Source organism: Mucilaginibacter celer, assembly GCF_003576455.2.
Lineage (GTDB): Bacteria > Bacteroidota > Bacteroidia > Sphingobacteriales > Sphingobacteriaceae > Mucilaginibacter > Mucilaginibacter celer.
This window is the reverse complement of the sequence record NZ_CP032869.1, coordinates 639445-651763: the sequence shown is the minus strand read 5'-3', so window position 1 is coordinate 651763 and position 12319 is coordinate 639445. Positions and strand designations below refer to the sequence as shown.

Below are 12319 nucleotides of genomic sequence, written 5' to 3'. Positions count from 1 at the left end.
TAAATTTAGTATATTTAATCATGGCTTTAGAAAGATTATTTGAACTGATTAGGAAAGAAGACGTGGTTTTGTTTTGCGGTGCCGGAATGTCCATGTATGCGGGCTATCCCTCCGGATACCAACTTTCGCAATTGATCTACGCACAATTGACGGATGCCGAGTCTCAAGAGATCGGAAAAGGATTAACATTGCCGGACCTCACCGAGGAACTCGTGAATTTGCGCATGAGCCGTAATTCATTGATCACCCTGTTAAAAGGCATTTATGATAAAGCCCCGGCTGATCTCAGCCTTCATGCCAAATTAGCCGGTATCCCACATATTCAAACCATCATTACCACCAATTATGACCGACTTTTTGAACTGGCTTACTGCGAAAACTGCAATTTGATCAGATCTTCGGTTGACTTACCCTACATCAGGAAAGATCAGCCGGAGATTTTCAAGATACATGGTGACCTATCTGCACCGGACAGTGTTCTGATCACCAAAACCGATTATACGCGCTTTTTCGATTCGCAAAAAGAGGATGTACCTTGGATAGTTGTTAAGGAACTCCTGGCTACCCACCATGTTTTATTTATCGGGTATAATTTGGACGATGTGAACATGGAATCCATTTTTAGAAAAATGAAGGAAAATCTGGGTGATAACCATAAGGAACTTTTTCTGTTGGCTCCCTCGTTGAAGCTACCAAAAGTGCAACGATTGATCAAAGACGGCATTCATTATATCGATAGCACGGCGGGAAAATTTATCGATGGCTTATTGGCTAACATTAAAGATCATATCTATCAGGACTTTCAGCAAAAACGGTGCGCCCCGGACACCTTTCGCGTTTTTCTGCAAAAGAACGGTCTCGCGCCGACCCTGAAAACAGAAGAAGATCAGTTCAAAGTTTCGGCATTAGCAGGTTTGAACAAACCTTTGACGACGCGAATGACATTTGGTGTACCGGCAGACCAGCAGGAATTTACGGAACGCCTGGAAAATGTGCTGCAAAATAAAGAACTGGGGTCAGTCACCCTCGACGCAGAAACCGTGTTGAACCTAAACGTTTATTTTAATGACATCAAGGTCTCCTCACCAATTGGCGGCGGGCCAATGACTTTTAGTTCTGCCCCGCTGCGTACCGCCGTGATCGCGATCGTATTTGAGGATGGCACCGAATATGACAACCTGAAAGTCGAATTATTCAAAACCCAAACCCACCTGATCTTCTCTTTCCCATTTCCGAATGTTGACCTCAAATTCTACACCTCACCCGAAGAAATGGCGAAGCTGGAATATGAACTTAAATTACAGCGTACCGGTGAATACGGTGCGTTAAATGATGAACTCCGGACGATCATCTTTTTAAGAGATATCGGCTCAGGTAAAAAGTTCACCATCTATATACCGGATTCAAAGCCTACTCCATTACAGATGGCCGCTGCTGAACCCTTCCTTGCCCTGGCCAAAAAATACCTGTATTATTATGAACGCTTAAAACGGATCGAAAGACATTTTGCGGTCCGCTTCGAGCACATCGGGGAAATCACCAATGAATCTACCAACACCTTACATTTACTCCTTGCCCATATGGAGGGTAAACCTTACCTGGGCGTATTTGAAGGAACCTGGAACATGCGACCTACGGACCGTGAAAAAGCGCTTGAATTTATAAAACTGGTCAGCCCCAAAAGCGAACTTTTACAAAAAAGGCCGGAACCGGAAAGCTGTCGCTTGCACGGTCAAACCATTAAGCTGGGTTACCGAAGTATCCAGATGCTGGAACCCTATATCGCCAATATCGAGGAAGTAAGGAGCGACCCGAGCGCACTGATACTGCTTGCCAGCAAATCAGAAACCATTGCGATATCATTTTCAGAAACCCCTGCATGAATGCGTCAAAGCAATACCTGACACCTGAACTGATCCAGTGGATAGAACAGCAAGCCAAGGATCCGATCTGGCAGATGGGCGTTCTGGCTTCGTTCAAAAAGCAATGGTATGGCATTATGTCGATCTCGGCTGGCGGGCTGATCCATATTCACGGGAACCTGGACACGGGCTGGGCACATATTATCAGCCGGCATAGTTATTATTCGAATGATCTTTATTTCGGCGAGGGTGCCCTGGGTGAACCGAGCCGATTTCAAAACACCGGTGTACCTATCTTTGACTGGCGGCAAATTGCCGATGATGTGTTCAGGCAGGGTAATATCGATACGAGAGCACATCCGGATGCAGCCATGTTTGTGAAATATACCGGTTCATCGGCCCGCTTTACCAGCTCGAACGGGGAAGCCAAAGATTTCATACTGATCCTGTACCGTAACACCCGGATCGTCCACTCCCTGTTCCCCAAAAAGAGTTTGCAACCCGATACGCCTAAATCCAAACTGCGGGAGTTCAAACGGGCGCTGGATTACATCAGCGCTGAAAAGCCGTTATTTGGCGACACCTTAACGATCAGAATCCCATATGTTAACGAAGAACTTACCGAACGTTACGTGATCGTGGTACACATTGACCTGAACACGATGCATAGCCTGGCCCACCTGCAGGTCAACTGGCCAAACGGGCAAGCCCGGTTCAGTATCCACACCTTACTCCGCTTTGATGTAAGGCTGGAGAGGGCAGACGTTGAGGCCAATAATATCGAGTTCACGCGCTTTATCAATAGCTTTACCAAATACGCTGATTTCGCTCATATTGAAGCGGTTATGGACAGGACAGAAAAGAATTTATATAAATGAGACCCTATTATTATTTCGTCGAAAATGAAGGCTACGTACGTGTCGTGGCCGATGAACAGCAACGCATCTTGCCATTGGTCGTTTTAAAAACAAAGCTTGCGCAGAACTTTTCAGCTTATGGCCTCATCAAGAAAGATCTTGGCGTAGTTAAAGATACGCTAACCCTGTTGGAGGCTGGTGTCGAAAACAAAACGATCAAACAAAGTCTGTCCTTTTTTGCCGTGGTCACTTATGCCAAGTGTTATGCACAAGCTGCCGGCCGGGGTGTCAGCCTTAATATCGATGCGATCAAAGATCTGCCCAAGGAGGTTCGTGAAGAACATGACAGATTGATCTTGCAACGCAACCAATATGTTGCTCACGGTGGCGGCGAGGGCTGGGAACAAAACGCGATCGCTGTTTCACTGGATCTGAAGAATAAAATTTATCAACAGATCTACCCGAATATCGTCTTCCTCATTGATATTGATTCGCAACTTCAAAATTTTCGTTTACTGGTCACGTTTGTTGACGAATATGTCACCAATCAACTTAAAAAAAGCTTTGCCAGGTTACGGGACGAAACTGCGGCCACAGATTTTGAAGAACTGGCAGCGGCGGCTTTCATGCCTTCGCCGGATGAATTGCAAAGGTTCTAATTATATTTGAGAGATGAGCGAAATTGATCTGGACCAGTATCTTGGCACACCTGACGGGCATTTTAATGCGAATGCCCAAAGCTGGTATTTTGAATTTACCGGTATTAAGCGACCAGATTGTGATATGTCGTTTGAAGTATTTATTGCTGCGGTGCATGAATTATATCTATTTGTATTGGCGCACCGGGATAAGCCTTTCGCTTGTTTGAATATGGTCAAGGAACTACCTGTTCGCCTTGGTCTTACCGGAAAGGATACACTTGTCCTGGTCAATCATTTGTTAGGTGTATTAAGCCACCATGATGAATTGAATAGTTTTATGCGGCCGTTCATGCAGGTCGTTGATCATCGCCATAATTTAAGTCCGTACACGGAGGACCCGGACGTGATCAATCATCGATGGGAGTTCAGTTTTGAAGAAACCAAGGCCAAAATGGATGCCATGGCCACCACCAAAGAAAAAATGGTGTATATCATTAACCTGATCACTGATTTCAAGCAAAAAGCGTCCGCCATGGATGAACTCACCTTGCACTATTACCTGGATACCGGATTTTTACAAAAATGCATTGACGAAGTAAAGCGCATTCAGCTGATCGATCAATTAGATAAAAAAGAAATCACGCTGCCTGTGCCGGTTAGGAAGGGATATAGTCATTCTGAACAAACGGTAATCGCCACCAAATATTTATATTTTTTTAGCGGCTATAATTTCAGCGGGCACAAGATCATGTCAGCTGATAACTACGAATTATTACTACGATACGTTGCTGCATTTCTGAAAGATGAAAGCGTGTCAGCCGATATAAAGCCACTTGTCCAATTGAATATATCTAACGAGTTCATACGCTACACCTTTTACCTGATACATAAAGAACTGTTCGGCACCCGGCAAATCAGACCCTCCATGATCCGTTTCATCCACACCGTATTCAGCCAGTTCTCCGGTACCGAGTTAACAACCACTAAAACAAAATTCTCTGTTAAACCCAAACTCTACGACAGTGATGCACAATACAGGGACAGGTAATATTGGTAACCTGCCATTACCCATTTCTTACCAATCTGTTACCGCGGTCATTTGTGGTCATGAAAAAGATCACTAAAACCCAGGAGCAAAAAATATTTAAATGGATCAACCTGATTATTGGCTTGGTAGAAATTCTATTGAAGTTAATAGCGTTCCTAAAGTAATATATATTGGGTGATGGACTTGCCTTATCAGAAAGAGCTACAGGTATTTTTATTGGCGGGGTCTCTTAATAATATTTCTGCTACTTACAAGTTTTATTGGTTTTTGGCCTTATTGGGGCGTGTGGAGATAGGCAAAACCACGATTCAAAAACGCGACCTGTTCGCAGAAATGATCGCACATCCCTGGTACACGGTCAATTACTTGAAAATTTCGTTTAAGTTTTTGGAAGGTTATTTGACGATTGTGCCAAATGTTTCTCTTTTCGAGCATCACAGGGTATTCGAAATATAACCGAAGGCAATCATTGCAAGAAATAATAAATTTGAATTTTTTAATATATGTACACAGAGTTAAAGAAGACTAACACACTTTTTCATTCGATTAGAGAGTACTCGAATCTAAAAAATATAATTTCAGACAAGGGGTTTAGAGCTAGTTATGCAGATGAATCAATCGCGGGGTATAACGTTAAAATACTGATGATTAGTTTCAGTAATGTAGCCCTTCTGGAATCGCAAAGCCAGGTCAATTATGGTAACTATACCATTGGATTGACATTAAAATGGGGCATAAAAAATGGGTTGGAGCCGGTGATGTACACTTATAATGAGAGTTATATGGGCGCGACGTTTTTTGAAAACTATTTCGTCGCTGCGAAGGATAGCGCCATACTCAAAGTGTTACAGGATAAAGGCAAAACAGACTCCGCAAATTTCGGTCTAGTCTTAGACTTGGATCAAATCAGTGAGAACAGCTACAATATGTTGATGCACCTAAAGCCCTATGTCGTCACGAATAAATCCGGTAAGGAGTTTATTGCCTACAATGATCGGGAGTGGCGATATCTGTGCAAAATCGAAAACTCGCATAGCGCTATATTTGAAAAAAGCTATGTTCATGGCGCATATAATCCCCTATACATGGAAGCTCAAAGTTTCCCAAAACCTTACACCCCAAACCCTGTCCTTTTATTTGAGCTTGATGATATTAAATATGTAGTGGTCGAGCATAAATCGCAGAAACGTGAAATTTTTGAACTATTACAAGAATCTTTTGGAAAAGATGAAGTGATGAAAAAGAATATTGACGGTGACTTAGATATTTTGTCAAGGGACACTATGTGGAATAATTTATAATCATCAGAGCATTGGGTTATAAAAGATCATTGGAGAGCATCGAGGTCTCCCAATCAAAATACCGGTAAGTCACAGAAATTTCGAATCGCAAGCGAAGGTAGGCTAAATAATGCAGCGCATCGGCTTCAGGCTGACGGTCACCGACGATGATGAGTTGTTTGGCTCTCTCTTTGCCGGGATAATAAGCGTATTCCATCACTTGCCCCAATGCATCTCGGATATTGCGTTTAGGACTGGCAGTTTTGATCTCGAAGTAATGCCATGCGCTGATCGTTTTAATCATAAACCCATGAAAGCAGCGATAGGTATCTTAGATTACATAATCAAAAACATTGTGAATGGTGCGACCACTGAGCTTCGAAAAAGGTCCAAAAGGATAGTTTTATGAGTTTTTGCCATTGATAGTTTTGTAACTCATCAATGATGTAATGAATAACGTTGAGCATCAAATTGAAATGTACGCGACGCAGCGAGCACTTGTAAAGGAAGCTTGGCAAAAGGCGCGCCCTATATTCTCATTCTTTCGAGGTCGATCTAGGCAGAACGACATCGACACACACATATTCTAACAGTTCCACTGGTTTTATATCTAAAGCTAGCGCAATAAGGTACAATTCATTAACCCTCAAATGGGACGCGGGATTTATCGACAATTGGCTCAAACGAAAAGTACTGATACCGGTCATCTTAGCAAGGACAGATTTATTTACAGCTTTTTTAGCTAAAAATAGTCCTAAACGTGTTAATGATCCCTTCGCCAAAATTGTCTTTTTCCTAAAAATATTGGGATTATTTTTGAATAGAGGAAAAATTTGAATTTGATTGTATTATCTCTATATTTATAGAATAATTCTCTATAAATATATTTTGATTGTTTTTTTTATTCATCAAAACAATGCTTAGAGAGTAATAAAAGTATTTTTGCGACCATATCGGCTCGCACTTTGAGTCTTGCTTGTGGAAACCTGAGAAATTTCAATGGAACAAGACGATAAGTGGTCTGCGCCCACGCTAAAGGCGTGGCGCCCGCTTATTCGTTCCAAGGCTTCTCAGGGCCTCACAAGCGATAGGTGGGTTCCGCGCCTTTGGCGTTTCCGCTTAGACTCCATTCAAAGAAACCTTGAAATGGCAGTTTATTCCCATACTCCCGACGCCGAACTGCTCCAACTCCTCAAACAGTCGGATCATTCCGCCTACACCGAGATATACCACCGGTATTTCCACCTGATGTACGTTCACGCTTACAAAAAACTGCGTAACGAAGCACAGGCCGAAGACATCGTGCAGGAATTGTTCGCTACGCTTTGGTTTAAGAGAGATTTTATAGTCATCAATCAAAACCTTTCAGCCTACCTTTATTCGGCCATTCGAAACCGGGTCTTCGATCTTTTCGCCCACGAAAAAGTCGAATCCAAGTATCTTGGCTCCCTCCAGGAGTATATATTTTCCGGCCAATCTGTACCTACGGATTCCCGCATCCGCGAAAAACAGCTACAGGACCATATTGATAAGGAGATCTCAGCCCTGCCCCCTAAAATGCGGCGGATATTTGAAATGAGCAGGAAAGAAGGCCTTAACCATAAAGAAATTGCGAAGGAACTCTCCACTTCAGAGAACAATGTGGCCACCCAGGTTACCAGCGCACTCCGTATACTAAGAACTAAGCTAGGTCTGCTTATCTATGTATTTTTGCTATTCAGATTATAAAACTCAGTAATAAATTTGCAAAAAACTTTAACATCTACCGGAAAGCCCGGTTGATTTTCTGAGGGAAAGCAGAGGAACACTAATTATTGAATTCCTCTTCTGTTATCCCATCCGTGGTAAATGAGTTCTGAATTTCGTTGGCAACCACATCCAGACTTAGTTCAAAACTCGGTATGATATAGCCGTCAATCGTGGTCCGCCTGTTAAAATCGAGCCTTTCCTCGCCTCTTTTATACATCGACTGATGCATAAACTTTCCCAAGCACTGATCATTAACCGTCTTAGAGATCCAGTCCTTCCCATAAGCTATTTTCACATAGTACTCATCTTCCGGTAAGTTACGGATAGTATAAGTGCTACCGCTGTTTATAAATACATATCGGACACAAGTATTCGTATTTAACGACATCACTTTAATCGCGACATCCGTCCCGCTTCCGACATGCACAATTAACGAATTATCGAGGTCCCCTGCACTGGGATGGTAGTTGTAACAGTCAGGCATGATACCATTTCTAAATGCCTGCTGTTCCCAGCCATCGTCCTTGAGTTGTTCTTCCGGAGTTTTCACAGGTTCGGGATTAACGGCTTGAGATTGCTGGGTTGCGGTCTGGGCTGATCTGAAGGTCGTATCCAACTCACCGGCTTTAGGCGTATTGCTGGTCGCGCTATGGTTATTGTCATGGTCGCACGATGTAAAACCAAGGACGAGAATTATGGCTGTTAAAGCCAGGATCTTGTTCATGAAACAAACGGTATTAATAGATAATAAAACTTACATGGATCGAAAAGCTAAGCAGGTATTTTGAGTATTATTAGCAAAATAACCACAGAGATAAGCCCCATAACAGCCCAAACAGAATACTTGATAACATTCTGCCCAGCTATTAATTTCCTGATCTGTTCTTCCGACTGGCTTTGGATCAGCTTTTTTAATTCCTGAGTATTCCTGGCAAACTCAAGCTCAAATATTTCTTTGATCCGGGAGCGCTCATGTTCGATCAGTTGTTTAATCTGAGATTTATTATCATCCAGTTTGATCTTGACTGTTGACTCCAGATCTGTATAAAAACTCTTATTGTCTTTACGAATGAGTTCGATCTTTTCGGTAAACAGCTTATTGAATTCCTGTCTGCCTTTTTTCTGCACCTCGATCAGATCAGCGATATGTTCATTGAGCTTCTCATGCTGCCTGGCAAAAAGCGCATTGATCTCCCCTAATTCCTGGCTATTGGCATCAAACTGTTTGGCGATCTGCCCATAATTAATGGTCAGTTCCTTTATTTTCTGATAAGCCAGGGACACATCTTTAAGCTTTCCGACTTCTTTGGTGAATTCGCTGATGGTGTCATCAAATTTCTGCAAGTTGCTCATGTAAGGTTGTATTCAGTTTTCTTATCTTTCGTAACAGTTGTTCGTATCTTTCAGTCAGCAGATAAGGCAAGTCAAAGTATTCCGCAAAAAACTCCAACCGCTCAGGATAAAATTTAGTCAAAGACCCACATAACTCCACCTGATTAACCTCATCCATATTCCGGCCAATATCCAGGATTTTGGCAAGAATGTTTTCCTGCTCGTCCAGCCGAAAGTTTTCTTGGATAAAGGCTACGGCGCTTTCAAAGCGCACGCCTCCGTCAGTGTCTTGGTACTCGTTCAGGAACAGGCGGACGATCCCGCTTAAAAAATTCAGCCCAGCGTTGTTCCTGTAACTTTCCAGAAAGCGGCTGATCCCGTCCCGCAGGTTCCCGAATTTTTCCAGCCGCATGACGCGATCTTTGATCCCGGGTAAATATATCGTTTCGAGCACCTCATTTTGGCTTCCGCGGACCACAATGCTGAGTGCTGCAAACCATTGGTCAAAATCAAGTGGATTCTCCGAAATATGCTGAAGGATAAATGTTACTTCGGAAAAGATAAAATAACTGTCGATCCTTCTTTTAAAAGATTCATTGTTTTCAAAGCTATTGCACCAATCCATGAGGGTTTTCAGGGATTGCTTCCGGTTATAGGAAATATTTTCAAAAACCCAACGTAACAGGAACCACAACGACTGTTCTAAAATACTGGCCTTCTGAACACCCCTGATCTCCCTTGGTACGTCTAGGGACGGTTCATATTTATTAATATATCCCGCCACATAATGGAGAAGCGTATCATCACTAAAAACATTAAAGTCGACCTCGAACTGGTTGATAAAGTTAGTCGTCCAATCCGCAACGATCCCTAATAAACTAAGTCTGTAGATCGCTTTTTGCAGTGCCTCGCTACGGATATGTAGGTTATCCCAGGCATCGTCCCAAAAAATCATTTTTTTCATCCCCGGCTTGTAATACCTGTCAAGCACTTCAAGAGTGATCCTGAAGTCCACGGTGATGTCATTTTGCCCCTGAATAAATAAAAAAACCTGCTTAAGAATATCTTTACCGGCAAAGCCAGCCTCCTCTGTAATCGCCTTCATCTCAGAGAACTTGGTATCCTTGTCAAAAAGCTGTTGGACGCGTTCGTCATCATGCGTTTCTTTCGAATACAGCACAAAACATTTTCCATTTAGCCCGGCATTCTCCGTTCTTCTTTTATCCCAGCGGCCTGCTCTCCCGGCCTCCTGGTAAAGGGCTTCCACGGATCCCGGCAGGCCATAATGAATAGTGTAATGGATATTGGATTTATCAATGCCCATCCCAAACGCTTTGGTAGCTACCATGAGCGGAAAGACATTCTTCTTGAAGTCGCCCTGGACCTTCGCGCGGTGGGTTTTGAAATCCTCCGTACTCATGACGGGGATCTTCCGTCCGGTCTTGTATCCCTTGTTATCGTACTCATCCACTTTAGGGACGTCCCCCGCGAACCAGTTACTTTTATGAGGATACAGCGTATTTAAGAAATTGGAGATCTGATAACACCCGGATGCCCCGTTTACGTTAGGTGTAAAGACGATTCCGGCCTTGTCTGTGGTTTCGGTCAAATGTTCACCGTCCACCAACTCTTTCAGTAAATCCTGCAGGTGTTTGCTTTTATTGCCAAAATCATCCATCACCTCGAAGACCAGTTCTTTCCTGCTGTAGTCCAGCAGCGATTTGATATTCTCATCTGCCAGCCGTTGTTTCTGCCTTGAAAATTCGATCTTGATATCCTTCAATACGTTTACTGAAGCCGTCGCGGTCAATCCGATAAATTTAATGGTCCCTTCCCCCGATTCATCCCTGGGACTTAGCTTATCTATGGTCCTGGCCAGGTTCAGATAGGAGGTCCTGAAATCATGCCCCCATTCAGAGAGGCAGTGCACCTCATCCACCACGGCATAGGCTATGGAAAAATTGGCATTAATGCTCCTTATCTTATCCCTGAATGACGGTATCTGAAATTTTTCAGGAGAGATCCATACAAAAAGGAACCTGCCTTTTTCAAAATCCAGTTCGATCGCCCTGCGGGCATCAGCAGGCAAATCACTGTTGATATGCGCGACATTCGTGATGAGCATAGCCGATAAATTTTCGAACTGGTCAGCCATCAGCGATTTGATCGGGCAAACCACAAAATTAACGGCAGGCTGGAGTATACACGGCAACTGATAGCACAGGGATTTACCGCCGCCTGTCGGCAGCAGGCCGATCGTGTCCCTGCGATTTAGCGCATTTTGAATGATCGGGAATTGACCCTCCCGGAAGGATTGTTTGCCAAAAATATTAAACAGAAAAAACTCCAGGGTCTTTTTATCTTCGTCGGTTATCCCATAATTGACCGGATCGGTTGTGCTTACCCTGAAATAATTCCTCTCCCTGACTATATCGAAGTAATCCGTCCTAACGTACAGGATATCAGGGTTATTCAGATTCTCATCCGTGTACTTATTGAAAAGCGAAAAATCAATATTTATCGTTTTTGTTGCAGCCTTAAAATCTGTCTTATTTTTTACGATACCGATCTCCAAATCCGGCGTCTTCAGCTCCTGCTTGTATTTCAGCCGGTATAGCTGACCTATCCAAATGAAAAGATCCCTGACAGCCAGTTCAGCAAAATCATCGATATCCTCCTTTACCAGGATATTGAACCTCCAGGTTTCCGTAAAATCCAGGTAATTATTAATCAGCAATTCCAGTAAAAGCACTTGGAATCGGATTACGGCAGTCGGCAGGAGTTTGGTAAGCCTTTCCTCTTCGGAAATCGTATTGGTTTCATGCTTATGACAAGCCTCCCTAAAATAATTGAGCAGTTTTTCATACCGCCTCAAGCGGTCCAGGATTTCCCCGATCTTAGCGTGATAAGTATGATTCCGGAGCTGATTCGTCGTGACACGGATTGTCTGGATACCTTTCCCGTTTAAGTAATTATCTCGCGTAACGTCTGATACGCGGGTCAGGCTATCTGCTTTGTGTTGCTGTCCGTCTATTTCAATAACAAGTTTCGCCTGTGGAAGATAAAAGTCTACCTGTTGATTGGTAAAATCAGGGTTATGTTCACCTACAAGATCATTGATTCCGATCTCAGGTATGATAAGGGATTTTACAAATGCAAATTCCCCAAAATGGATAGGAATGATCTTTTCAAAAAAATCCTTAGCCGGAAAATAATTACTTTCCTTATCACCCTTGATTGTTTCCTTCCATTCGGGGAGTTCACAACTGGCAAACAGGAACCGGTCCGCGAAGTTTGGCAGGTCATGTATCGCACCAAGTTTACCCTGAAGATATTGAGAAAGAGTTGTCGGGAAGCCGCGTTGGAGGATATTCTTCAACACATATAATAAAGGCAGCAGCTCCGACCTGACAGGCATTTCAACCAGGTTCTGGATAACGAAGTTTGGGTTCGTATAGGTATAGTTCGCTGTATACTTCTTCATTAAAATTGCAATAGTTCAGGTCTGTTATTTCTGCAGATACAAGGGAAAAATTTACGTTATTTACCA

The 12319-nt window shown here is 43.1% G+C and carries 12 protein-coding genes; 7 read left to right on the top strand and 5 right to left on the bottom strand.

Annotated features, from left to right (window positions below):
• Positions 1-20: 20 nt before the first annotated feature.
• From HYN43_RS02670 to HYN43_RS02645, 6 genes are all read left to right on the top strand, one after another.
• Positions 21-1883: an SIR2 family NAD-dependent protein deacylase gene (locus tag HYN43_RS02670; RefSeq protein ID WP_119407983.1), complete on the top strand. Its 1863-nt coding sequence runs from the start codon at positions 21-23 to the stop codon at positions 1881-1883.
• Positions 1880-2740 carry a hypothetical protein gene (locus HYN43_RS02665; RefSeq protein WP_119407982.1) on the top strand — a complete coding sequence of 287 codons (861 nt, stop codon included), beginning with the start codon at positions 1880-1882 and terminating at the stop codon, positions 2738-2740. Before HYN43_RS02670 ends, HYN43_RS02665 begins: the two co-directional genes overlap by 4 nt.
• Positions 2737-3378, top strand: coding sequence for a hypothetical protein (locus HYN43_RS02660; protein ID WP_119407981.1), 642 nt, complete (start codon positions 2737-2739; stop codon positions 3376-3378). The genes HYN43_RS02665 and HYN43_RS02660 overlap by 4 nt, the downstream gene beginning before the upstream one ends.
• A gap of 13 nt (positions 3379-3391) precedes the next feature.
• Positions 3392-4408, top strand: a complete 1017-nt coding sequence (locus HYN43_RS02655) for a hypothetical protein (protein ID WP_119407980.1) — start codon at positions 3392-3394, stop codon at positions 4406-4408.
• Between the two features lie 177 nt (positions 4409-4585).
• Entirely contained in the window at positions 4586-4864 is a 279-nt protein-coding gene (locus HYN43_RS02650) for a hypothetical protein (RefSeq protein WP_119407979.1), read from the top strand.
• A 47-nt stretch (positions 4865-4911) separates the two neighbouring features.
• Positions 4912-5709 carry an abortive infection system antitoxin AbiGi family protein gene (locus tag HYN43_RS02645; protein ID WP_119407978.1) on the top strand — a complete coding sequence of 266 codons (798 nt, stop codon included), beginning with the start codon at positions 4912-4914 and terminating at the stop codon, positions 5707-5709.
• Positions 5710-5725: 16 nt separating this feature from the next.
• On the opposite strand, the gene HYN43_RS30125 is transcribed toward HYN43_RS02645, so the two are convergent.
• Positions 5726-5992 carry a hypothetical protein gene (locus tag HYN43_RS30125; protein WP_162996274.1) on the bottom strand — a complete coding sequence of 89 codons (267 nt, stop codon included), beginning with the start codon at positions 5990-5992 and terminating at the stop codon, positions 5726-5728.
• 232 nt (positions 5993-6224) lie between these two features.
• On the bottom strand, positions 6225-6470 hold the full coding sequence (locus HYN43_RS02635) for a helix-turn-helix domain-containing protein (protein WP_119407976.1): 246 nt from the start codon (positions 6468-6470) through the stop codon (positions 6225-6227).
• Between the two features lie 217 nt (positions 6471-6687).
• On the opposite strand from HYN43_RS02635, the gene HYN43_RS02630 reads away from it, so the two are divergent.
• Positions 6688-7416 (top strand): RNA polymerase sigma-70 factor, encoded by a 729-nt coding sequence (locus HYN43_RS02630; RefSeq protein ID WP_245447130.1) that lies wholly within the window; start codon positions 6688-6690, stop codon positions 7414-7416.
• A 79-nt stretch (positions 7417-7495) separates the two neighbouring features.
• On the opposite strand, the gene HYN43_RS02625 is transcribed toward HYN43_RS02630, so the two are convergent.
• The 3 genes from HYN43_RS02625 to HYN43_RS02615 are packed head-to-tail and all read right to left on the bottom strand — an operon-like array spanning position 7496 to position 12253.
• Positions 7496-8161 carry a hypothetical protein gene (locus tag HYN43_RS02625; RefSeq protein ID WP_119407975.1) on the bottom strand — a complete coding sequence of 222 codons (666 nt, stop codon included), beginning with the start codon at positions 8159-8161 and terminating at the stop codon, positions 7496-7498.
• Between the two features lie 47 nt (positions 8162-8208).
• Complete coding sequence (locus HYN43_RS02620) at positions 8209-8790, bottom strand: hypothetical protein (RefSeq protein WP_119407974.1); 582 nt, start codon at positions 8788-8790, stop codon at positions 8209-8211.
• The gene (locus HYN43_RS02615) at positions 8768-12253 is read right to left on the bottom strand and encodes a DEAD/DEAH box helicase (protein ID WP_119407973.1); all 3486 of its coding nucleotides are present in this window, start codon (positions 12251-12253) and stop codon (positions 8768-8770) included. Before HYN43_RS02615 ends, HYN43_RS02620 begins: the two co-directional genes overlap by 23 nt.
• Positions 12254-12319: the final 66 nt, after the last annotated feature.